Source organism: Aquibacillus saliphilus (assembly GCF_020404745.1).
Lineage (GTDB): Bacteria > Bacillota > Bacilli > Bacillales > Amphibacillaceae > Aquibacillus > Aquibacillus saliphilus.
The window spans coordinates 122,524-144,746 of sequence record NZ_JAIZAP010000009.1 but is presented as its reverse complement, the minus strand read 5'-3'; the positions used below and the strand labels follow the sequence as shown (position 1 = coordinate 144,746).

The 22,223-nt window shown below is 36.1% G+C and carries 25 protein-coding genes; 3 read left to right on the top strand and 22 right to left on the bottom strand.

Features of this window, described 5'->3' with window-relative positions; genetic code table 11:
• Positions 1-11: 11 nt before the first annotated feature.
• The 20 genes from LD272_RS11105 to LD272_RS11010 form a co-directional block, all read right to left on the bottom strand.
• Positions 12-788, bottom strand: coding sequence for an ABC transporter permease (locus LD272_RS11105; RefSeq protein ID WP_226036688.1), 777 nt, complete (start codon positions 786-788; stop codon positions 12-14).
• On the bottom strand, positions 772-1,695 hold the full coding sequence (locus LD272_RS11100; protein ID WP_226036687.1) for an ATP-binding cassette domain-containing protein: 924 nt from the start codon (positions 1,693-1,695) through the stop codon (positions 772-774). The genes LD272_RS11105 and LD272_RS11100 overlap by 17 nt, the downstream gene beginning before the upstream one ends.
• An 80-nt stretch (positions 1,696-1,775) precedes the next feature.
• A complete protein-coding gene (locus LD272_RS11095) occupies positions 1,776-2,468 on the bottom strand; it encodes a response regulator transcription factor (RefSeq protein WP_226036686.1) in 693 nt (230 codons plus the stop codon).
• A gap of 367 nt (positions 2,469-2,835) precedes the next feature.
• Positions 2,836-3,324 carry a small multi-drug export protein gene (locus LD272_RS11090; RefSeq protein ID WP_226036685.1) on the bottom strand — a complete coding sequence of 163 codons (489 nt, stop codon included), beginning with the start codon at positions 3,322-3,324 and terminating at the stop codon, positions 2,836-2,838.
• An 89-nt stretch (positions 3,325-3,413) separates the two neighbouring features.
• Positions 3,414-4,127, bottom strand: a complete 714-nt coding sequence (locus LD272_RS11085; RefSeq protein WP_226036684.1) for an ABC transporter permease — start codon at positions 4,125-4,127, stop codon at positions 3,414-3,416.
• On the bottom strand, positions 4,124-4,978 hold the full coding sequence (locus tag LD272_RS11080; protein WP_226036683.1) for an ABC transporter ATP-binding protein: 855 nt from the start codon (positions 4,976-4,978) through the stop codon (positions 4,124-4,126). Before LD272_RS11080 ends, LD272_RS11085 begins: the two co-directional genes overlap by 4 nt.
• A 107-nt stretch (positions 4,979-5,085) precedes the next feature.
• Positions 5,086-6,123 (bottom strand): LytTR family transcriptional regulator DNA-binding domain-containing protein, encoded by a 1,038-nt coding sequence (locus tag LD272_RS11075; protein ID WP_226036682.1) that lies wholly within the window; start codon positions 6,121-6,123, stop codon positions 5,086-5,088.
• A gap of 207 nt (positions 6,124-6,330) precedes the next feature.
• Positions 6,331-7,410: a serine hydrolase domain-containing protein gene (locus LD272_RS11070; RefSeq protein WP_226036681.1), complete on the bottom strand. Its 1,080-nt coding sequence runs from the start codon at positions 7,408-7,410 to the stop codon at positions 6,331-6,333.
• 345 nt (positions 7,411-7,755) lie between these two features.
• Positions 7,756-8,880, bottom strand: a complete 1,125-nt coding sequence (locus LD272_RS11065) for an MFS transporter (RefSeq protein WP_226036680.1) — start codon at positions 8,878-8,880, stop codon at positions 7,756-7,758.
• A 109-nt stretch (positions 8,881-8,989) separates the two neighbouring features.
• Positions 8,990-9,529, bottom strand: coding sequence for a TetR/AcrR family transcriptional regulator (locus LD272_RS11060; protein ID WP_226036679.1), 540 nt, complete (start codon positions 9,527-9,529; stop codon positions 8,990-8,992).
• A gap of 521 nt (positions 9,530-10,050) precedes the next feature.
• Positions 10,051-10,377 carry a hypothetical protein gene (locus tag LD272_RS11055; protein WP_226036678.1) on the bottom strand — a complete coding sequence of 109 codons (327 nt, stop codon included), beginning with the start codon at positions 10,375-10,377 and terminating at the stop codon, positions 10,051-10,053.
• Positions 10,378-10,584: 207 nt separating this feature from the next.
• Positions 10,585-10,734, bottom strand: a complete 150-nt coding sequence (locus LD272_RS11050) for a hypothetical protein (RefSeq protein ID WP_226036677.1) — start codon at positions 10,732-10,734, stop codon at positions 10,585-10,587.
• A 287-nt stretch (positions 10,735-11,021) separates the two neighbouring features.
• Complete coding sequence (locus LD272_RS11045) at positions 11,022-11,270, bottom strand: hypothetical protein (protein ID WP_226036676.1); 249 nt, start codon at positions 11,268-11,270, stop codon at positions 11,022-11,024.
• Positions 11,258-11,785 carry a hypothetical protein gene (locus tag LD272_RS11040; RefSeq protein WP_226036675.1) on the bottom strand — a complete coding sequence of 176 codons (528 nt, stop codon included), beginning with the start codon at positions 11,783-11,785 and terminating at the stop codon, positions 11,258-11,260. Before LD272_RS11040 ends, LD272_RS11045 begins: the two co-directional genes overlap by 13 nt.
• 636 nt (positions 11,786-12,421) lie before the next feature.
• Positions 12,422-13,183: an undecaprenyl pyrophosphate synthase gene (gene uppS, locus LD272_RS11035; RefSeq protein WP_226036674.1), complete on the bottom strand. Its 762-nt coding sequence runs from the start codon at positions 13,181-13,183 to the stop codon at positions 12,422-12,424.
• A 346-nt stretch (positions 13,184-13,529) separates the two neighbouring features.
• Positions 13,530-13,751 (bottom strand): helix-turn-helix domain-containing protein, encoded by a 222-nt coding sequence (locus tag LD272_RS11030; protein ID WP_226036673.1) that lies wholly within the window; start codon positions 13,749-13,751, stop codon positions 13,530-13,532.
• A gap of 9 nt (positions 13,752-13,760) precedes the next feature.
• Positions 13,761-14,252 (bottom strand): DUF2975 domain-containing protein, encoded by a 492-nt coding sequence (locus LD272_RS11025; protein WP_226036672.1) that lies wholly within the window; start codon positions 14,250-14,252, stop codon positions 13,761-13,763.
• Between the two features lie 357 nt (positions 14,253-14,609).
• The gene (locus LD272_RS11020) at positions 14,610-14,756 is read right to left on the bottom strand and encodes a hypothetical protein (RefSeq protein ID WP_226036671.1); all 147 of its coding nucleotides are present in this window, start codon (positions 14,754-14,756) and stop codon (positions 14,610-14,612) included.
• Between the two features lie 419 nt (positions 14,757-15,175).
• Positions 15,176-15,382, bottom strand: coding sequence for a helix-turn-helix domain-containing protein (locus LD272_RS11015; RefSeq protein ID WP_226036670.1), 207 nt, complete (start codon positions 15,380-15,382; stop codon positions 15,176-15,178).
• Between the two features lie 221 nt (positions 15,383-15,603).
• Positions 15,604-16,251: a TetR/AcrR family transcriptional regulator gene (locus tag LD272_RS11010; protein ID WP_226036669.1), complete on the bottom strand. Its 648-nt coding sequence runs from the start codon at positions 16,249-16,251 to the stop codon at positions 15,604-15,606.
• Between the two features lie 211 nt (positions 16,252-16,462).
• On the opposite strand from LD272_RS11010, the gene LD272_RS11005 reads away from it, so the two are divergent.
• The 3 genes from LD272_RS11005 to LD272_RS10995 all read left to right on the top strand — a co-directional run bounded on the left by LD272_RS11005 (position 16,463) and on the right by LD272_RS10995 (position 19,437).
• On the top strand, positions 16,463-18,136 hold the full coding sequence (locus tag LD272_RS11005) for an FAD-binding protein (RefSeq protein WP_226036668.1): 1,674 nt from the start codon (positions 16,463-16,465) through the stop codon (positions 18,134-18,136).
• Positions 18,137-18,158: 22 nt separating this feature from the next.
• A complete protein-coding gene (locus tag LD272_RS11000; RefSeq protein ID WP_226036667.1) occupies positions 18,159-18,614 on the top strand; it encodes an SRPBCC family protein in 456 nt (151 codons plus the stop codon).
• Positions 18,615-18,702: 88 nt separating this feature from the next.
• Positions 18,703-19,437: a glucose 1-dehydrogenase gene (locus LD272_RS10995; RefSeq protein ID WP_226036666.1), complete on the top strand. Its 735-nt coding sequence runs from the start codon at positions 18,703-18,705 to the stop codon at positions 19,435-19,437.
• A gap of 138 nt (positions 19,438-19,575) precedes the next feature.
• On the opposite strand, the gene LD272_RS10990 is transcribed toward LD272_RS10995, so the two are convergent.
• Both LD272_RS10990 and xylE read right to left on the bottom strand, forming a co-directional pair.
• Positions 19,576-20,193: an HAD family hydrolase gene (locus tag LD272_RS10990; protein ID WP_226036665.1), complete on the bottom strand. Its 618-nt coding sequence runs from the start codon at positions 20,191-20,193 to the stop codon at positions 19,576-19,578.
• Positions 20,194-20,442: 249 nt separating this feature from the next.
• A complete protein-coding gene (gene xylE / locus LD272_RS10985; RefSeq protein WP_226036664.1) occupies positions 20,443-21,870 on the bottom strand; it encodes a D-xylose transporter XylE in 1,428 nt (475 codons plus the stop codon).
• Positions 21,871-22,223 lie beyond the last annotated feature (353 nt).

The window sequence follows — 22,223 nt, the reverse complement described above, 5'->3', positions numbered from 1 at the left end:
ATTCTTGAATTTTATTTAATTTCTTTTCTATTAAAAAGCAAAACTCCACATAACATGATAATAATTAATGATACCGATGCAATGAGAATGGACTTTATAATTTCCCCGTTCGTCATTTGAAATTTAAATACTTCGCTAAACTGATGAAAGATAGTGTTTTCGTACAGCATTTTGATAAATGGATAGGTAAGAAATTTTTCGATTACAAACATTACAATGGAAAGTAAAAGAGTAAAGATAATCGTTTTTCCACTATCTTCTGTTACAATAGCTATCAATAACACGATAGCTGTAAAGCACAAAAATTGGGCTGTAAATAAACTAAATGCTCTTCCCAAATACAATAGATTTGTAAAATTTAATACATCACCATGTCCAAATAGCATGACCAATATAATAGCTATTACCAGTGGAATCAGTATCGTAACAATCAAGGATCCAAGCGTAAATACAATAAACTTTGCCAAAAAAATATGGGATCTTTTATTACCGCTTATCATCTGATTTTTAATCACATTATGATGTGAAAACTCATTTGAAATATAAAATCCAGCTAATGTACTGACGATTAAGTTGAAAAATAATGGTAGAGTAAAAGTTGATAAAGCATTAAGTTCGCTTAAGCCAGCGCTGTCAAACGAAGTGCCACTCAGTTGCCACCATTCAATTAGGATTAAGAAATGTAACAATGCACTTAACCCTGTTATTGTCCCGATTAAAACCCAAAAAGTTTTATTTCGTTGTAATTTATATAGTTCTGCCCTGATAAGATTAGACAATATCAACACCTCCTATAAGTTTGGAAAAATAGTTTTCTAGACTATCTCCATTTTGTGAGAGATGCTCGATCACAAGACCGTTGCTTGTTAATGTACGTGAAACGGTAAATACATCATCAAGAAAATTGAAAAGCTTAATTGTACCATCTGGCATAACCTCAAAATCAGTTGTAGATAACTGTTTTTCCAGAATTGTGGCTCCCTTAGTTGGATCATCAACTTTTATTCGTAGATGTTGTCTACATTTTTCATCCAACTCTTTTCCTGTCAGTTCTTCTAATAACTTCCCCCTGTGGATGATGCCAAATTTATTTGCGAGTTGATAAAGTTCACTTAACATATGGCTTGAGATTAGAACGGTAAGTCCTTTCTCCCGATTTAATACTTTTATTAATTCCCTCAGCTCAACGATCCCCATTGGGTCCAAACCATTAGTTGGTTCATCGAGAATTAAGAATTCTGGATCACTCAATAATGCAATCCCCAGTCCAAGTCTTTGCTTCATTCCAAGTGAAAAGTTCTTTGCTTTTTTCTTTCCTGTATCCCTTAGTCCTACTAACTCTAGCGTATTAATGATACATTCTTTTCCTGGAATACCTTTTTGTAAGCGATGGACTTCCAAATTTTCATATGCAGTCATATTTGGGAAAAGTGCGGGCTGTTCGATAATGGCACCCGTTCTTTTCTGTTCATCTATTAACTCCTTAGGATTATTATTTCCAAACAATTCTATTGATCCACTTGTTGGGAACGTAAGTCCTGTTACCAACCGTAGCATGGTTGATTTACCGGCCCCATTTTGACCAATAAAACCATAAATTTCTCCTCTTTTAATCGTTACATTGATATTTTCAATGGCGAAATCACTTTTATATTTTTTTGAAAGTTTATTGGTTCTTAAAATAAAATCACTCATATCAACAGCCTCCTTACTTGCTCTTCATATAGTATGGGGCATAAAGTGTAAGAAAAGCTTAAGCAATCCTTAAGAAAACCTTAAGATTTAAGTCGATATCCCATTCCCCAAATGGTCTCTATATATTCTTCATTTGGATTTGCCTTGCAAAGTTTATTCCGTAAGTTACTCATGTGAACATTCACTGTATTGTCATCTCCATGAAAAGTTTCATTCCATACACTTTCAAATAGATTAGATTTTGAAAATATTTTGTTGGGAGATTGCATGAGAAGGACCAATATTGCATACTCACGCGCGGTCAATGTAAGGTACGTTTCATTCACATAAACAGTTTTCGCTTCTAAATCAATACGAATATCTTTGTGGGTTAACTGATAACTTCTCGGAGTCTCGTTGATTTGATTGTATCTTCTTAACAGGGAATCTATACGCGCTGACACTTCTTCCACATCAAAAGGCTTTGAAATAAAATCATCTGCACCAGATCGTAAACTATTAACTTTTGTCTCCTGTTTGCTATTAGCTGATATAATAATTACCGGAATACTCCCTTCCGTCCTGACTTCTGCAAGAATTTCCTCCCCAGCCATTCCTGGAAGCATTAAATCCAACAACACTAAGTCCCACTCTTGTTTTTTTAAATAAATCATTGCTTCAGTCCCGGAATAGGCAGGCTGCGGGACATAATTACTTTTTTTTATAATTCTACATAGTAATTGATTTATATCATTATCATCTTCAACAACTAAAATATTTATTTGCTGTTCCATTTATTTCTCCCTTCCATATCTGCTTTTGCGGAAACACACCAATAGCATATTTTTAATAGTATTATTCTTGAGCTTCCCTCTATAAATCTACGACACAATTTAAATATTTTTCTTTCAAATATAAAGATACCCTTAAGATAATCATATCTCAAGGGGTTCAACATCTAGACTTCATTATTTAATAGTATTGATAGTGGTACACTAAACTTATTCTAGTTCACCCTTTCACAAAATAAGGAGAAGTCCTGTAATCAAAGCCGGTAAATATACTTACAGGAAACGTTATTACAACCGCGATCAAATGCTATTTAAACTCCACTTTTACTAACCAAACTGCATCTTTAAACAATCTTCTCAGCCCTTTTAGTTACTTATTCGTATTAAAATAATTGATGAGACCACGATTCTCAAAGTTTAAAATGTCGACTCCAAAGTATAGTAAAATGGTAAACACAATACTCCATACTACAATACTACTCGATACCCATAAGAAGGTTTTCTTTTTTGTTCCGCCAAATGTCATGCTCGCTATAGCAGTTAAGTGACTTCCAACGACTAATGGACCAAGCATTGCTAAACCAGGTAAACCATATTTTTTCCAAATATTCTCCGCCCTTGCTGAGCGTTTGCTTTCTTTTTGTTCTTGTTCTTTCTTTCGTTTCTTTCTCCAATTGTTAATTTGATTAATAAATACAATTACGAGTAAAACCGTTAAAATGTTTCCAATTAACCCAAGCAACATGACTGGTACTACCCAAAGTCCTGCAACAAAAGCAATTGGAATAACCCCATATCCCTCAAAAAAAGGCAATGCCGAAAAAATAAATACGAGAACATATCCCCAAAATGATTTCATAAAATCGCTCCTATAGTGTTCATGTGTGTAAAAAAACTTCTATCTTTTAAACCTATTTTGTCAAACGAGATTCCCGGAAAATTATGCAGTTATTTGCCATCTACCGCTCTTTTGCGATAAACCACTACTGTTAAAATGCAGAGTAATACCATCCAAGCAGCAATCACGATTAAATAACCAGTGACATCCGTGAAGGCTTGCCCCGCGTCCACTGCTTCCGCTAAAAATTGCAATTGAAAATTAGGGAGATATTCTAAAAATGCCAAGCTCGGATAGTCGGCTATAAACTCTAAAAGAAGCGTTCCCATTCCAAAAACAAACAGAAGAGGCATTAAAACCAAAGAAGCTTCCATAACGGTTCGCGTCAACAACCCTAACAGTGTTCCCATCGCAAGATAAAGAATGAATGACATGAAAAACGCCAAAAATATAGCAGGCACATTGACAAATTCGTACCCTGTGATTCGCATACAAACCACTAATGTTACTATCGTTAACAATGCACTCAGTCCACTTTTTCCAGTCATAATTTCTGTCGTTGTTGCTGGTGACATCATTAATCCTCGTAGCGTATTTTTCTCTTTTTCCTCTGCAATAATCGCACCCTGCACATAAACTGTAGTCATAACGAAAATTAAATTAATGATGAAATAATGTAAACCAACAGGGATCGGCTCTGATTGTGAAAATAAAAACGCAAGAAGAATCGGCGTGAGAACAGTAGACAACACGAACATATTCTTAAATAAATCTTTGATATCTTTGTTAAAAATAGCATATACACGTTTCAGTGAAAAACTCATAGTAGCGACCTCCCTGTTACATCTACGAAAATATCTCCTAATGTCGGTTCATTTGAATGCATGGTGACGACTTGGTTGTTTAACATATATTCATACATTTTTTGCGCGCCTTCTGGCCCATTTATTAGAGTCCGTTTTTCTCCGCCTACTAGTTCAACCGTCAAGGTGTCGTCAGAATATTTCCTTCGTATCTTAGACGGTTCATCCAATAATTGTACTTTCCCATTGTTCAAGAATGCCACTCGATGACATAATAACTCTGCTTCCTGCATATCATGGGTCGTTAAAAATATTGTGGTACCTTTGCGATTAAGTTCCTGCAGTCCATGATGGATGTGCCTCGAATTAGCAGGATCGAGCGCAGCTGTTGGTTCGTCGAGAAAAAGTAGTTCCGGCTCATGCAAAAGTGCGCGAGCGAGCGTTACTCTTTGCAGCATCCCCTTCGAAAGCTTAGAAACTACCTTACTTTTAGCATCTATTAAATTAACCATTTCCAATACTTCATCAATTCTTTTTCGCTTATTTTCCACAGAATACAATTCACAATATAAATGGAGGTTATCATACACGCTGAGCCTACTGTATAGCCCACTATTGTCCGTCATCACGCCAATTTTCTTTAAATATTTAGGATGATTCACCTTTGTTGAAGGAACATCAAAAAGTAAAGCCGAACCACTCGTTGGATGAAGCTGACCAGTCAAAATTTTAATTGTGGTCGTTTTCCCCGCACCACTAGGACCCAAAAATCCAAAAATTTCGCCTCTTTTTACTTCGAAATTCATGTTGTCTATTGCTGTTTCTTTCGAAAAGACTTGCTTTAATGCTTTCACACTGAGTATGTTATCCATCTTTCTCCTCCTCTTAGTCGGCGTTACCTGCATCTCAAGAATAAGAAAAGACACACACATTGTCAGCATTTTTTAGGTGAAAAGAGTATATAACCGGTTAAAAGGAGCTATTTTAATCCGAGCATTACCTTTAAATCGGCCATTTTATTTTTAGATAACGGGATTTCGGTTTTACTTGAGTTTTCTAACATCAAGCTATAGCTATTTCTCGTCCAAGTCACCACTTCCTTGACCTTTTGCAAGTTCACAATATAAGATCGATGACATCTGAAGAAACCAAATGAATGTAGTTTCTCTTCTAATTCATTTAACGTAAATACGCACGGAAAGCTTTCTCCTCGAACATGTATACTGGAATGTCCATCATGACTGTCAACATAATCTATTTCAGGCGGATCAAACAAAATTAATTTATCATTCACCTTGGCAGGAATCTTATTAAAGTGAATCACTGATTCTTCTGGCTCATCCACAGATTCTTGCTGTTGACTTTCCTTTTCTAACGGCGAGGTCATTTCTATTGATAGCAAACCTTCTTCGCTGAGCCGATACACGTGATCAGAAAATGTGATTGCACTTTCCATATTACTTGTTAGAATTAATATCGCCTTCCCCTGCGCTTTTAAATGTTTTGTAATTGCAATAAAAATTCGTTTTGTTTCAATATCCACATTTTGATCTGGTTCTTCCAAAATAAAAAGAATAGGATCTTGAGTAAGCAACTTTGCCATTTGAAGTCTTTTTTTCTCAGAAAACGATAACTGCTTTATTTTTGTTTGTTTTTTCATCTCCAATCTTGCAAGCTTTAGGGCATCTTCTACTCCCAACGGAGATGTGAATAATCCTTTAAAAAGAATCAGGTGGTCCTTCACACTTAAACGCTCATAAAATCCCTCATCCAAAAAGAAAAATCCAACTTTTTGATTTCCAGAGATTTTCCCGTGCCTCATTAGTTCATTCTCAATCAATACACTTCCATTTGAAATGTACTCATGTCCAGTAAAAATATTCAACAAGCACTTTCGAATGTCTGTCGTGGAGTGAATGGCAATTACTTCGCCTTCATCGATATTCAAACGAATAGCGGGAAACACGGTACTATCCTGCCGATGTTTCTCTAAATCTATCAAATTTAATACACTCATATCCATATCCTTTCCGCATCTAAAATTCCATCCTTTAACGGCATGTTCGTGAAAAGTATTTTGTCATCTTGTTGAATTTAAATAATTGCTTAAGAACAAAAGCGCTAATGCACCTTATCCATCAAAAGGAGAGTCAATAAGCCCCCTTATGGTGACTCTAATTGTCTCTTTACTGACTTATTTCATGTCAAGTTTTATGTAAATAAATTAGTAAAGATTGTAATTCATTATAATATCGTGTAAACCCCATCCTAACGAACCCGCACACCATCCTTGATTACCTAATATGACTACATCTAAATCAATGCTAGGATAATAATATAGTCTACAACTAACTCCGTATTCTTCCCCAGTATGACCACATCGAACGATCTCCTTGGTCTCTTTATTTAATATGAATTCATTTCCATAGCCATACATCCATATATAACCCCTTGGTGTATCATCATATTCCAGAACCTTTGGGATAAACATCTCCCTTGACATTTTTTCACCAAGTAATTGATCATTTCTTAATGCTTTTCTAAACTTTATTAGATCCTCCGCGCTTGAGATAGCTCCCCCATCTGAAGCGGCATCAGGTGTTGTTGTATAGATGTTCTTTTTCCATCCTATAATTTCCTCGTCACCATCTAATATAGCTTCATAACCCTCTGCCACAAACTCATCTACACCGTCTAAAGCAAGAAAATCAGAATCATTCATATTTATCTTTTGGAAAATATATTCTCTAATATAATCAAAATAGGATAAGCCTGATGCTCTCTCTATTATAAGACCCAATAATATATATCCTGCACCACTATAATGGTATTTTTCATTAACCTTACTAACTGGTTCTTTATACATAAATAGCTCTAAATAATCTTCTAGTTTACGGATGTTATAAATTGGGATACTAGACCAAAGCTTTTCCCACTCTTCACCACCTTGATTTTCATCAAAATAATCCCCGATACCAGAGGTATGTGTAAGTAAACTTTCAACTGTTACATTTTTTGGAATTTTAGTGTTTTCAAGGTTTAAATATTCAATAGCTTTAGTATTAAAAGATAACTTTCCAGCTTCAATTAATTGAAGAATGCCTACTGATGTGAACATTTTAGATATTGATGCAATTCTAAAACGAGTTTTTAACCTGTTATTTATTCTCCAAGTTCTACTTGCATGTCCATAAGCTCCTGAAAAGATTTCTTCATTTCCTTTTTTCATTAAAACTACACCTGAAAATTGGCTTTTATCCACCTTGTCAGAAATTAATTTATTAATCTGTTCACATAGTTTCATAATCATCCTCCTTAACCCGCATTATGAAATTATACCAAATTAATATATTATTTTATATGTGTGAATATTGAAATAACATTACGATGATATAAATTGTAGTTATTCCATGTGATATGGGATTTTTCCTTGTTAATTAGTAAGTCATATCCTTGTAATATTAATACTTCGTAAGAAAACCACAGTCATTTATGATATGTTCCCAATTATAAAGCTAAGCTACATCTCAACTCTTTGAAAATAATACTCTGATAAAACAGTCCAGAATCTGTCCCTATACACAAAGAAAGGACGCAAATCTTATGACAGAATTGCGCCTGATTGTGGTATATCCTTAAGTAGTTAAACTTATTTTTTCGGTTTAAAAATTAAAGCAATAAAACTAGTCATAGCAAATACGGTAAACATGACTCCATAACCTGTAAACGCAGCAACCATTCCTCCAATAAATGAGCCAAATACTTGTCCTAAAGCTAATAGTAAAAATGGTAAACCAAGACCAAATGAAGAATTTGTTTTAAAGATATTGATGCCCCAAATGATCAGAACACCTGACATGAATATATACGAACTTCCAAACAAAACCGCTGATATGACAACAGGGAAGGCACTCGTAAATAAACCTAGTAACAAGGAAGAAGTTCCTAGAAAAATGACACTTACTCGGTAGGAGGATAATAATCCGATTTTCGAGCTAAAATAACCGGCAAATCCCCCTAATACTCCTGCCATGCCCATGATGATCCAAAATCCTTGCGTGAGAGCTTCAGGAATATTCTCCATTTGAAGTAAAAAATCTCTCGAAAACGTCCAATAAGCCGCACTCGTAATACCCAATAGTAAAGATGATAAAATTAAAGAATACGCATTATCAATATCCTTTTTTTCCACATGAAATGCTTGGGTCTCACGATTTTTGTTCTTATTTTCTTTAGGAATGACCTTATAATTAAGTATCAATATAATGAACGCTATTAGTGCGAACAGTAGGTAAGTCAGTCTCCAGTTGGTACCTAAAAATATAACCATAACTCCTGTTAATGCAGTTCCCAAACTAGTACCTGCATTAATCCACGTATTTGCTGGAGACTGCTTATTCTGATCCACCCATTTTTTTATCACATCTGCATAAGGAGGAGAGGACAATCCCGTACTTAAGCCAGCAATAAAGACCCCAATGCCCAGGGGTATTGCATCATTTGCCATAGATATGATGCCCATTCCAATAACTGCTGTAATCCCCGCTATTAAAATCAGCATATGGGAACCAATTTTCTGCATATACAACATCGCCACGATAATCGCTATACAATATGCCAAATACGATAATGAAGAGATCACTCCCGCCTCAGATGGATTGATATCCAGAGATTCCCGTATATAAGGGAGAACTAATCCATAACTAAACCTTGCAAAACCATAAGTTACCGCAATCATTGGTAAACCTACCATAATTAATTTTTTCGAATCCATTAACAACACCTCCACCTTTATGTATAGAACGGTCATTATATTTTTAGCAAAAGAAAAAATCTTGAGCAAACACCGCCCTAAGACTTTTCAGACTAGTTGTGCGACTTTCTTATTCAACCCTCATCTGGAGCTTCATAGACTTTATCGAATGCATAAACGTCATCTCCACTTCATCCATAGTCAAGGTTTCAGACAAAGCAGTTGCCCCTTCAAACAATAACACCAACTGTAAAGCTTCGCTATGATTGAAGCCAATTTCTTCAAAAAAAGCCAGCAACGACCTTTTATGTTCATTTACATATTGGAAAATCTCATGATCTTCATCAAAAGAGAACTCTTCTTTAGCCCTTAAAAACATACATCCATTCTTATTATGTTTTCGAATAAAATCAATATGGGCTTCTGCTAGGGACAATATCGGTGAGCTTTTGGAATTTTCAACAGATGACTTCAGCAAAGAAAAATATTGTTCACCTCTTTTTTTAAGTACGTCTAGGATCAGAGCTTCTTTCGAGTCAAAGTGATTATATAACGTCATAAGTGCAACATTTGCTTCTTTGATGATTCGCTTTAATCCAACAGCATGAAAACCATGATTATAAAATAACTGCTCCGCATGTTCAATGAGATCTTGTTTCTTTTTGCTCATAAGATAAACCTCCTTTTATATAGAACGATAACTATAAAAATAACATAAGATCATTCCTCTTGCAATGTTTTCAACACACAGTTTCCAAATAGAAACACCGTAAAAAACATTACTGTTCAGTATAACTCTGTTCTTTAAATAACTTGCTTTCTTTTATAGAAACTCATTTGGATAATACCCACACATTAAGTTATAAACAATTCAAAAGATACTTTAGTCTGTTTGATGAAAAGAAAAGACATTATTCCGAACTAGAAAGAAACTTACAATACCTAAAGAATGTAGAGGTAAACTTAAAGCAAATCAATTCTTAATACTTCTTATTTAAATTATTAATTATTCCCAGATATACTTCATAATTCGTGTCTCAATAGTAAAAGTTATGATATCAACCGTATGGTTACATCTTTCAAAGTTAATGAAGATGTTTGGCGACATGTAGCAAAACTGCTGCACCTGCACGATCATCAGCACCTAGGATACCTTCACTGCTAGACCAGATGGAACCGTCTTTAATAATTTTACGGTCTTTCTATTTCATCAACTGTATCAAGATGTGCATTTAGTAGAATCGTTGGACCATTCACACCTCTGTGCGTTCTTTCCGCTAATATGTTCCCTGCATGATCCACAGTTAGGTAATCGACAAATGGAGCCAGTTTTTCTAACACATGTGCCCTAATCTTTTCTTCTTTACCACTCTCACCAGGAATCATCAGTAGTTCTTCCAAATGATACCGAAAGAGCTGTTCCTTTATAAAATCATAGCCTTTATCGACCCAGTTTTCCTCAATATGGCTAAGCTGTTCAGCTAATTCAAGTAGCTCCATTTTTTCCAAAGGTAGCAATAGGTTATTAGCGCCTCTATGACAGTCTGTAAGTAAAACATTTGCCGGTCTTCTTCCGTGACCATCACAGGATCCACTTGTAAGAAACCTGATTTAGCCAAAACAGAAGATATATTAGCAATGGGTAAGAAAGTCTACATCCATACACTACCCTCGGAATTGCGGAACCAAGTGCGAGATTTCAAGGACGAACAAGGGCTACTGTATTCACAGATATTGCAGGCTAGAAATACCAAAAATATTAAAAAAATCATTCCAAAAAGTTTTAGCTTCCCCGGATTCACGCTCTTCATCTTTCCATTCTCTAGAAATCCGAATAGCTCGACTTTTGATTTCATTCCAACTTAACATGGCCATAAAAAATTCACCCACATTCATTACATCAATCTTTTGATTAACTACAATAATTAAAAACAAAGGGTGTTGAGGAATATTTTCTTAGAGGTGACTAGAATTAAATTATGAAAAGGTGTACCTCATAATTAATTTAAGTACAGACTTTACGTTAATTTTCACAGCATTTTATACAGAGTAGTTACAATTGAAGTAAGTGATCAATATCCGAGAGATAACAATAAAAAGTAGAAAGCCTTTATTGTTAAATGACCTAATAAGACCCCAAAGGACATCACCTTGGTGTCTTATTAGTACCGAAACTGATCCATTTCTGCTTCGGTTAAATCCATTGGTTTTTTACCTACAGACTTACAATACTTGTGCATGTCTCGAATTCGAATTCTTGGAGGTTCGCCAGGTGTCACGTAATTTCCGTTAGGGTGAAGGCGATCAAATTCATCCATAAAGTCTTCACTGTGCATTTCATTTCGTTCCTTTCTGACTGCTGTAACTCCCGTACGGCTTTTCTTATATACAAAATGACTTACCTTTGACATAATTGCACACCTCCAGGCATGTACGTATTTACTAATTGTCTACTTGCTTTATCATCAAAAAAGTAATAGGGTCTTCCATTAATAAGGTTGGCACAAATTCCACCGAGTCGTTGATAATAATGTTCATTATGGTTTAATTTCGCCATTAATCCTACAAATCCTTCAAATTGCTCGTAACGTTGAAGGCTGTAATGCATCGCAAATCCTAATAAATGAATGCCTACATATTTGTACTGCCTGCTGGGTCCATCGTACCTATTAGATGGGGCTGCTTCCATGAGTTCTATATGAATAAGCTGATTTTCGGTATGTTCTTGGATTGCAATAATTCCTTGACAGTCTTTAGTATTCCCTACTACAAACATGCCAAACATATAATTTCTCTTCTTTTTAAACTCACTTGCCCAATCGAACCAACCATTCCGTCTGGTAAGTCCATACATTTTTAAATCACTTTTCTCTAATACTCGAAAACAAACATCAATAAACTCTCCTGATTGGACTTTTATTAGCATACTATTATGGTTCTCTCTTTCTATTTTCTTACTATTATTATACCACAGAACTAGCTTTTCGTACCTGTATAGCAGTGAAAAACGAAACCTCCAAATAACTTAAAAATTGTACATAATCTGAGATTATGTACCACAAATGACCAAATCTCTTTGCGGTCCCATACCGAGGGTCTGCCTCATCACTTCTCAGTTTAATAGTACAATTTGGCATTTCACAGACAGCAGGACTTATACTCCTTGTTACTATTGTAGTCTATCTAAACAAAAAGAAATAACTGCCCCCAATCAAGGTAGTGGTTACTTCTTTTTAGAATCTAAACATTAATGGTCAACCGTTCTTTATACGGTCTGTAGTTGTAGGTACTAAGTAGTTCATCGCTATTTGGTACCTTTTTCTTATTATAAGTATATTTTAAAACTGCCAGTCGTTAACAAGGCGCACAGGGACAAACCTTTCCCTCTGCCCTAGCCCTTTTATCACATCGTGTTATGTAAGGAAATCAATAGTTACAACCTATGGATAGTCATAAAAAAGTGCCAACCACTTAAGAACAAAAGTGATTGGCACTTTCCAGAATTGAGTTACATACTTAAGGCAGTTAAGCCACAACGGAAATCAAAAAGAGAGAGTGTCACTTATATTCCACCATACCTTCTCTTCCGTTGCCGGTATTCTTCCAGTGCATGCATAAATTCCTTCTCAGAAAAATCCGGCCACAGGACATCGGTAAACCAGAACTCTGTGTAGGCCAGCTGCCAGAGCAGGAAATTACTTAGGCGCTTTTCCCCACCGGTGCGAATAAGCAGATCTGGTTCTGTCATACCTGCTGTATGCAGGTATCGAGAGAACCGCTGTTCATCCAGTTCATCTAGTGACAATTTCGCCTCGTTTACATCAGCGATCATTTTTTTCATAGCATTAAGAATCTCGTGCCTACTTCCATAGTTGAGCGCAATAGTCATCTGAAGACCGTCATTGTCCCGGGTACGATCTATTGCATGCTGTACTGCTTCACGTGTATAAGTTGGAAGATTCTCGATATCACCGATTGCTTCAATGCGTACATTATTGGCTATAAGGTCTGGCAAATAAATGGTTAGAAACTCCTTTGGAAGTCTCAATATAAAGTCTACCTCGGCGTTTGGACGTTTCCAGTTTTCCGTGGAAAACGCATAAAGTGTCAGAACCTTCACCTTGCATTTGACTGCTACCTTGACAATTTTTACGACGGCAGATAACCCTTCTTTATGCCCAACAACTCTCGGCATGCCTCGATTCCGGGCCCATCGTCCGTTACCGTCCATAATTATGGCTATATGATCCGGTGTATTATCTTCCGTATAATGAAAGGATTCTTTCGTTTGTTTATTATTGAAAAATGGAATTTTCATTGACATTGTCTGCCCCCCCGAAATGTTATTGATTTTTCCAATCTCTTCTCCCACACACAGTTTTAGGACTGTAGACCAGGATTGGACACAACCTATTGTCAAAATGGGATTCGGGGGGGTTTGACACCTCCAGAATCTCTTATTTTTCTGTTTGATCTCTATGATAAGATCTGTGTCGTTTTTTGAACATCATCCTGCAATTAAAACAACAATGAATTACATTGAACTATACATTATAAAGGATGGACTCTTTATTTATGTCCCCCTATTTTGATAATCTACCTTCAAATTGAATAAAGTAAAATTAAAATAAGATTATTGAATTCTAAAGCAGTGGTATCTAAGTTATTTATTATTCTTGCGCATTTTCGTCACTTTTGTATTCTAAAAGATCCCCTGGTTGGCAATCCAATGCCTTACAAATCGCCTCTAAAGTGGATAATCGAACCGCTTTTGCCTTTCCGTTTTTCAAAATAGAAAGGTTAGCCATGGTTATTCCAACCCGCTCCGAAAGTTCTGTTACGCTCATTTTTCTTTTCGCCAGCATCACATCAATATTGATTATAATCGCCATTTTATCACCTCAGACCGTTAGATCATTTTCAGATTTTATATGGATAGCTTCCTGCAGGAGTCTTTGTAGAACGGCAGCAAAGACTGCGATAACCATTGAAGCACCAACAATGACCATTCCAATCAATATAAGACCCGGTGCATCATCCCACTCCGCTATGATATACACTAATGGCAAGGCTACCACATACAAGCCACTGATTAGGATGGCGCAGTTTTTGATTTTTTTAAGTGCTATTACAGAAATTTGAGAGAATGCCTGGTTCTTGTCAATATAACTTAAAAGTTTAAATGCTTGATACAATGAAAAGTAAAACGGTATCGCCGATCCATACATAACAATTAAAATACCAAATACTACATAAGCCAACTCTTGACCCCTTTGTGCTTGTTCAATTGCTTCATTCGCTATCTGAGGCAACAAAAAGATACACAAAGCAAGAACTGGAGTTCCAATCAGATAAACAGCTATCTTTAAAAAAAGCGTTGATCCTTGTTTCATAAAAACACCTCACCTATTTATTTTCAATTTTGATTTTAACAAGTTATTTATTGTTTTACAATAAATATTTATCAAGTTTAATACTATTTTTATTGAAAAGATTATTTCAGACGAAAATAAAGAGCATTCTTTATCACAAAAAAATGCTCTTTATAACTTTAAACTATTCCATTTATAATCGCAGACAGTACTTATTTGTTGCAACAATTTTAACAGTATTTTACAAATATTTAATAAAGATATGTGCAAAATGGTGATGTCGTAAATGCTCAGCAAATCATAGTATAGAAAATGACGCTTCCTTAGCTAAAGAAGCGCCTAATAACTATAAATCCCCTTGCTAATAGCAATTATTCGTTACTCATCGTCAATTTCTCCGTCCCCAATTTCATCCTCTTCTTCTATTTCTTCAATTTCTTCCCCTTCCTCAGGTGCTTCTTCATCACAACCTGCTAGCGATAAAACGGAAAAGGTTAAGAAAAATACTAAATAAAACTTTTTCATTTTTTTATAACCTCCTTTTATCTCAGTCTTTCCAATCTTATTTGTACTATGAATTATAATTTAAACAGTACAAATTCAGGGAAGGTATTCATTCTTATTATTAACTGGATTTTTAATCCATAGAGTTTTTTAAAAATTCACTATAAGATTGGTGAAAATAGACGGGATAATACTTCTTTACATTTGATTTAAACCGGCCTCTCCCTATACTCTTTAAGTCTTATTTCTAAACTCATATGACTTCTTCAATAAGTCAAAAAAAAATAGACATCCTCCCAGAACCAACTTCGTCATAAAGAACTCGAAGTTTAACACCATTCTTTGCATTAAACGTTTCCTTCCTTACATAACATTAGCGTATGCCATAGCAACATGGCATACGCTCTTCAGTTGATTGAACTTACATCAGATAATTCATTTCAGTCAATTTCCTGCTCGTCTTGAGGATAGACTGACGTACTCGATTGCTCGTGCACCCAATTATCAATAGCTGCCTTGGAAAAAAGAATCTTCCGCCCAAACCGAATATGTGGAAAACTCCCCTCTCGAACCAAATCATAAATCGTATCCGTGTGCACACCTAGGTACTTCGCCACTTCTTTTACTGTAATTGTACAACGCTCCATCTGTTGTGACCTCCTCCTGATTTGTCTTTCATATTTATAATTGTCGGGAGGTCGGTGTTAGGTGTCTATGTTGGAAGTAATTTGATGAATTGGCGAGATTAAATAGGAAGGAATAATGTGTCTATCCAGATTTTTGCATTTAAAAATATACTCATAAAATACAAATCAGGTACTGAAGATAGTACTTTTACTGGTGCTTGCGCTGTTATTATCTAATCGTTTCAGACTCTAAATTGGTGTGAAGGCATTTCATTTGAAGCTCGCACCACACTCTCTTTTAAAAATGGATTAGTCCGATAAGGGCCAACCGTTGACATTCGAGTAAGTTGGATTGCCATGTAATGAGGAGTATATGGCATCTCGTTTTTCAGCCACCAATTAATCACCCCTAAATAAGCGGAAGCCACATATGAACTTGAAATTTCTAAAGGAACAACGAACTCAACCTCGTCATTAATTAAATAATGTTTGGCTTTAGCTATAAACTCCATTATCATTTCTAACACGGAATTAGTAAAATAAGGAATCTTGTCATTTGCGAGAATCACAGAATAAAATTTACGGTCCTCCATCATCTTTTCAAACAAACGGATAAAGATTGGGTGTGGCTTATCACTAGCATATTCAAACTCTGCTTCCGTTAGTTTGACACTTTCTCTTAGCTCATTTAGCGCCTCGTCCAACATTTGTTGCATTAAGTCATCCCGATCAAAAAAATGCAGATAAAAAGTAGACCGATTCAAGCGAGCGGTTTGTGCAATTTCTAGAATCGAAATTTTTTGAAAGTCCTTCTGCTCCATTAACTCAAGCAAAGCGTCCATAAAAGATTGTCTAGTTCTTTCTACTCGCGGATCTAATTTTCTAGACATTTACAAAACTCCCGTCTATTATCTTTAATTTTATCAATTAGAATGAAACAATTGTTTATTAAACATCATTTCTCGTAATATTGTTCATTGTTTCAAAAAAAACCACTGTTATGATGGAATTAGAAGGTGATAGAATCGAGTTTTACTATTTATAGTTTTTTTAATTCTACCATCTAATGAAAACGATTTCAAAATTTTGGGAGGGGAAATAATGGTAGTAAACAAAAAGATAAACTGGGATTTAGAAGCTGATGTTGTTGTCCTAGGTAGTGGTGGAGCTGCGCTCACATCAGCTCTTCTCGCACATGATCAAGGTGCAAAGGTAGTTATTTTAGAAAAAGCAAATCAAGTTGGAGGAACAACGGCATTTTCTGGGGGAATTCCGTGGATTCCGATGAATCGTTACATGAAAGAAATGGGAATTGAAGACTCGAAGGAAGAAGTGAATACTTATCTAAACAGATTGATTAATGGTTCGGAACCAGATTCCGAGTTAGTCGATGTCTTCATTGATAATGGCTGGAAAATGATTGATTATCTCCACGAACACACACAGGTAAGATTCAAAATCCCAAGAGGTTATGGTGACTATTACGCTGATTTTCCTGGCGGTAAAGTCGCTGGTCGTTCCTTAGACCCTACTCCGTTTAGTTTGTCTGGTTTAGGAGAATATGCCGACAAAATTCGCCGAAACCCAATCTTCCCACCACTTACGCTAGAAGAAGGAGGCGCAGCGGATCCTTCACAAGCAGATTTCTCTCTGATTGCGGAACGAATGGAAAACAATATAACTACAATGGGACGAGCCTTAATTGGCGCCATGTTCCAAGCCGTACTTGATCGTAGTATTGATACTTTACTCGAAACACCCGGAAAAGAGTTAGTCATGAATGATAACAAAGAAGTAATTGGTGTCAGAGCAGAACGAAATGGCAAAGACTTTTTTGTTGGTGCTAGAAAAGGAGTTATTATCGCTACTGGTGGCTTTGAATGGAACAAACAGTTAGTTCGCTCATTTCTAAAACAAGAAGTAACTCATGCTGCAAGTCCTGCTGGTAATGAAGGTGATGGTCTAATTATGGCAATGGAGGCAGGGGCAAGCTTAGCAAATATGAGTGAAGCATGGTGGTACCCAATTATGCAAGATCCAACGATTGAATATGAAGATCGCGTTTTCAACCAGTTGGGCAGTGGTCGTGGAGTGGGCAATTCTATCATAGTAAACAAACAAGGAAAACGGTTTGTTCATGAAGGTACAACTTATATGGATTTACCGAAAAGTTTCTATGAGTTTGATCCAGTAACACAAACATGGCCAAACAAACCACCTGTATGGTTAATCTTTGATCAAAATTTGAAAGATCGCTCTCTTGTGTTAACAATGGCACCAGGCGAACCAGCACCAGATTGGGTGGACCAAGCGCCTACTCTCCGTGAACTAGCTGAAAAGATAGGCGTGGACCCGGAAGGACTGGAATCAACGGTTGAGCGTTTTAATAGCCATGCAGAAAAATTAGAAGATCCTGATTTTCATCGTGGAACACAGCATTTCGAAAATATGATGGGTGGCTATCAAGGGCCAAAAGGGAATATTGGCCCGGTTGAGAAAGCACCGTTTTATGCACTTCCAATTTATGCAGGGACACTAGGTACTAATGGTGGACCTCGCATTAATAAGAATGGACAGGTTATTAATTTACGAGGAGAAACGATCCCAGGGCTTTATGCTTCTGGCAACGCAGCAATGGGTGTACTTGGTGCATGTTATCCTGGTGCAGGTGGCACGATTGGACCAGCTATGACATTTGGCTATCTAGCAGGAATAGATGCTGGAAATACACCAAGTAGGAATATTGCTCAAACTAACCTAATAGAATCAAAATAGACATATAGTAGGGGGTTAAATCATGCCAAGTGGAACACATGAAGTACAATTAAATCTATCGATTGATTCGATATGGAATTTCATTAGTGAAATGAACAATTGGGCGCCTTTGGTACCCGGGTACATTGAACATCAAATACTGAGTGAAACACAATCGACATGGAAATTTAAAGGTGACATTGGGATCATGCAAAAGAAAGTGAGCCTACAAATTGATATCACCAAGTGGCAGGAACCTGACTTAGTTACCTTTGACTTAAAAGGATTAAATGAAAATTTTGCAGGAAATGGGTATTTCAAGGCTGAGGCCATCTCTGATACCCAAACGAAGATGACAGGTAATCTTGATATTACAGCTGCTGGTATGATGGGTCCGATGATTAATCCAATCCTTAAATCATTCGTACCAAAAACAGCAACTGAACTAACTGATAACATTGCAAATAAACTTAAGGAACTTCATCCTGTTACGAAATAAACGTCTTCTACCTGCTATATAGTATTGCACCGATTAGCAGACTAGTTTTCGCGGAAATACGTTATTAATTAGAACAAGGAGGAATTTGATGGGAAGATTACAAGACAAAGTTGCTCTTATTACAGGCGGGGCAAGAGGAATGGGAGCCTCTCATGCTCGTTTATTTGTGAACGAGGGTGCTAAAGTAGTGATTGCTGATATTCTAGTAGAAGAAGGGCAAGCCTTAGCTTTAGAACTTGGAGAGAATGCTACATTTGTCAAGCTTGATGTCACGAAAGCAGAAAACTGGCAAGAAGCAGTTGCTGTGACGGAACATACTTTTGGTTTTGTAAATGTATTAGTAAATAACGCTGGTATTTCGATGAGCAAATCAATCGAAGAAATCTCGGAACAAGAGTATCGAAAAATTATCGATATTAATCAAGTATCTGTATTTCTTGGTATGAAAACCGTGATTCCATCTATGAAAAAAGGAAATGGCGGTTCGATTGTTAACATTTCTTCCATTAATGGTTTAGTGGGAGGCGCGATAGGCTATACCGATTCTAAATTTGCAGTTAGAGGAATGAGTAAAGCTGCTGCTCTTGGCTTAGCTCATTATGATATCCGTGTTAATTCTGTCCATCCAGGTGTGATTGAAACACCAATGATTGCACAAGGAGATGCCAAAGAACAAATTCAGGAGTTTGCAAAATCTATCCCTAATAGAAGAATTGCTAAGCCTGAAGAGGTTTCCAATCTCGTACTATTTCTTGCTTCTGATGAATCTAGTTATAGTACTGGTTCTGAGTTTGTCGTTGACGGTGGATTAACAGCTCAATAATATTGCGCCAGATTCCTTGTACGAACATTTTGTTCAAATGAGGAACCTGGCACTTTTATTTTTTAAATGATGGTCAGTTGTAACGAACACCCTACTTTAATTAGTATTAGGACAGAGCCGCTCTCATGAGAATCGTCGTTACATGTACATATCTAAAAGTTCATCAAATCTATCAATAGCATGATCGTGCCCAGTTACCTCACCGAATCCATACCTTGCATAAACAAAAGGAACTCCGGCATGTTTCGCTGCCTGTTGATCACCTTTTGTATCTCCAACATAAACAGGATTTATCAACTGATTTCTTTCGATAATTAATTTAATATTATCTCCTTTTGGAAGTCCCGTTCTGCCAGGATTCTCATAATCAGAGAAATACTTTCCTAAACCATGATACTGATAAAATGCTTCGATGTAACCGTCTTGACAATTACTTACAATATAAAGCTTATAATGTTGTGATAAAGTAGTTAATACGTCCTCGACATCGTCATATAAAAGCCCACCTTGTTTACTTAAATAACCGTTTTCAACTTCACAACTTTCATCTAATACTTTTTCTGCTACTTCCTTATCTACATCAGGTAACAATAGTTTGCTGACCTCTTCAACTGGTAACCCCATGGTTTGCTTTAAATCATCACTCGTTATTTCTTTGTTAACTTTATATTTGTTCAATACGTTATTCCAGGCAAGAACCACCGTATCTCTGGAGTCCCACAAGGTACCATCTAAGTCAAAAATAATACTATCCATTCCTATTCTCCTTTAGCTGCATTCGCTCGTTTTTCACCCATTAAGAGTATCATTCATATCTACTACCCATAGTTTACTATACTATGGCTAAAAAATGGACCAAATGAAATTTCATCATTATACCAAACAAAAACGAGTCAAGTCATGTTATCCTCCATCACTGTTTCAGTACAAATTTAAAAAGACAACTTACCTAATCGGCAAATTGTCTTTTTAGATACTTGGGACAAGAAACCTGACCCTTAACCCCTATGATGCTTTAACTTTTGCTTTTGATTCTTCTTTTTCTTTTCTAGAGTTAACTAGGATTTGCTCGAGTTCTTCTAATGATCTTCCTTTTGTTTCAGGAACAAATTTCCATATGAAGATTGCGGATAGTAGACTCATAATGCCATAGAATGAATAGGTTAATCCGCCACTAAATTCCATCATCGCTGGATATGTGGAAGAAATGAAATAGTTCGCTGCCCATTGTGCTGCAACAGCAATTGCGACAGCCTGTCCTCTAATTTTATTAGGGAAAATTTCAGCAATAAGTACCCAAACCACTGGTCCCCAAGACATCATGAATGATGCTGTATAAATAATGATAAAGATTAACGTACCAATACCAATTGTGTTTGTATAAGCCATTCCAGCTACACCAAACATACCAATAGTCATACCGATTGAGCCAATAATCAATAATGGTTTACGTCCAAATTTATCAACAGTGAAAATTGCAATAAGAGTAAATACAACATTCACTAAGCCCATAATAATAGTCTGGAACATAGAAGCATCTCTTGCTGCACCCATGCTTTCAAAAATTCGTGGTGCATAGTAGAGTGCCACATTAATTCCAACAAATTGTTGGAAGATAGATAATAAAATACCTATGACAACGATTTTTTTACCAAAAGAAAATAGCTTTGCTTTTGCTTTATTATCAAATGATTTCTTGATTTCAAACATAGTTGCTTTCGCCATTGTAGTCTCGTAAATTTTAGATAGAACGGTCATCGCTTTCTCATCTTGATTTTTCGAAACAAGATAACGCGGCGTCTCCGGTACGGTAAATAATAGACCTAGGAATAATAGTGCCGGTATTGCTTCTGAGAGGAACATGTAGCGCCAACCAATATCATTTAACCACTCCAACGATTGCCCGCCAGCAATACCCCAGTTCACAAAATAAACAACTAACATTCCAAAGATAATTGCAAATTGATTTAAAGAAACTAATGTTCCTCTAATGTGCGCGGGTGCCATTTCACCAATATACATAGGTGCAACTGCTGATGCTAGTCCAACACCAATACCACCAATAATTCGATAGATGTTAAAAGTAAACAGTAAAGCAATAGTTGGATCACCTTTTGTAAAGAATAGAAATTCTGGATAAGCAGATCCAAGAGCTGAAATCAAAAATAAGCAGGCCGCTAATACAAGCGAATATTTACGACCAAATTTTGATGAAAAGAAACCGGATGCAAAACCACCAATAATACAACCAATTAAAGCACTAGATACTGTTATTCCGTGAACAAGTGAACTAAGTCCTAGACTGTCTGTAAAGTATGCTTGAAGCGAACCCTCCGCTCCTGAGATAACAGCTGTATCATACCCAAATAACAGCCCTCCAAGTGTTGCTACCAATGTAATTAAAATAATATAAAAATAGCTATTTTTCTTCATCTTTTGTTAGAAAGAGATAGATTCTCTTTCTTTCCTCCCTTCTCTAGTTGAAGTTCTTCTTATAACGCTTACATTAATGCTGTATTTTTTAATGATTGCCTTATTACGAACGACTAAAACGATCTTACTATCCCCCTAAAATTAACTACTTTTTAAAAAGATTTCGTTTTCATTTTTATGATATTAACAAAATGTTCTTTAATCAGTACATCTAAATTATCATGTAATCGCATTCCTGATAGCACTTTCATCTGCACTTTCTTGTTATCAGCTAGACTATCTTGTGAAATCTATATTTTTATTAAAGTTCTTGGCATTTTTAGGTGCATGTTGTCGAACACTTTCGCTTTTTG

Bases quoted from the DNA above. Each gene is read 5' to 3' on its own strand.
- LD272_RS11000 (WP_226036667.1), top strand. From the start codon at position 18,159: ATGCCAAGTGGAACACATGAAGTACAATTAAATCTATCGATTGATTCG.
- uppS (WP_226036674.1), bottom strand. From the start codon at position 13,183: ATGTCAATGAAAATTCCATTTTTCAATAATAAACAAACGAAAGAATCC.
- LD272_RS11005 (WP_226036668.1), top strand. From the start codon at position 16,463: ATGGTAGTAAACAAAAAGATAAACTGGGATTTAGAAGCTGATGTTGTT.
- LD272_RS10990 (WP_226036665.1), bottom strand. From the start codon at position 20,193: ATGGATAGTATTATTTTTGACTTAGATGGTACCTTGTGGGACTCCAGA.
- xylE (WP_226036664.1), bottom strand. From the start codon at position 21,870: ATGAAGAAAAATAGCTATTTTTATATTATTTTAATTACATTGGTAGCA.
- LD272_RS11065 (WP_226036680.1), bottom strand. From the start codon at position 8,880: ATGGATTCGAAAAAATTAATTATGGTAGGTTTACCAATGATTGCGGTA.
- LD272_RS11030 (WP_226036673.1), bottom strand. From the start codon at position 13,751: ATGGCGATTATAATCAATATTGATGTGATGCTGGCGAAAAGAAAAATG.
- LD272_RS10995 (WP_226036666.1), top strand. From the start codon at position 18,703: ATGGGAAGATTACAAGACAAAGTTGCTCTTATTACAGGCGGGGCAAGA.
- LD272_RS11010 (WP_226036669.1), bottom strand. From the start codon at position 16,251: ATGTCTAGAAAATTAGATCCGCGAGTAGAAAGAACTAGACAATCTTTT.
- LD272_RS11025 (WP_226036672.1), bottom strand. From the start codon at position 14,252: ATGAAACAAGGATCAACGCTTTTTTTAAAGATAGCTGTTTATCTGATT.
- LD272_RS11080 (WP_226036683.1), bottom strand. From the start codon at position 4,978: ATGGATAACATACTCAGTGTGAAAGCATTAAAGCAAGTCTTTTCGAAA.
- LD272_RS11100 (WP_226036687.1), bottom strand. From the start codon at position 1,695: ATGAGTGATTTTATTTTAAGAACCAATAAACTTTCAAAAAAATATAAA.
- LD272_RS11085 (WP_226036684.1), bottom strand. From the start codon at position 4,127: ATGAGTTTTTCACTGAAACGTGTATATGCTATTTTTAACAAAGATATC.
- LD272_RS11095 (WP_226036686.1), bottom strand. From the start codon at position 2,468: ATGGAACAGCAAATAAATATTTTAGTTGTTGAAGATGATAATGATATA.
- LD272_RS11050 (WP_226036677.1), bottom strand. From the start codon at position 10,734: ATGGCCATGTTAAGTTGGAATGAAATCAAAAGTCGAGCTATTCGGATT.
- LD272_RS11020 (WP_226036671.1), bottom strand. From the start codon at position 14,756: ATGAAAAAGTTTTATTTAGTATTTTTCTTAACCTTTTCCGTTTTATCG.
- LD272_RS11070 (WP_226036681.1), bottom strand. From the start codon at position 7,410: ATGAAACTATGTGAACAGATTAATAAATTAATTTCTGACAAGGTGGAT.
- LD272_RS11075 (WP_226036682.1), bottom strand. From the start codon at position 6,123: ATGAGTGTATTAAATTTGATAGATTTAGAGAAACATCGGCAGGATAGT.
- LD272_RS11040 (WP_226036675.1), bottom strand. From the start codon at position 11,785: ATGCTAATAAAAGTCCAATCAGGAGAGTTTATTGATGTTTGTTTTCGA.
- LD272_RS11090 (WP_226036685.1), bottom strand. From the start codon at position 3,324: ATGAAATCATTTTGGGGATATGTTCTCGTATTTATTTTTTCGGCATTG.
- LD272_RS11060 (WP_226036679.1), bottom strand. From the start codon at position 9,529: ATGAGCAAAAAGAAACAAGATCTCATTGAACATGCGGAGCAGTTATTT.
- LD272_RS11045 (WP_226036676.1), bottom strand. From the start codon at position 11,270: ATGTCAAAGGTAAGTCATTTTGTATATAAGAAAAGCCGTACGGGAGTT.
- LD272_RS11015 (WP_226036670.1), bottom strand. From the start codon at position 15,382: ATGGAGCGTTGTACAATTACAGTAAAAGAAGTGGCGAAGTACCTAGGT.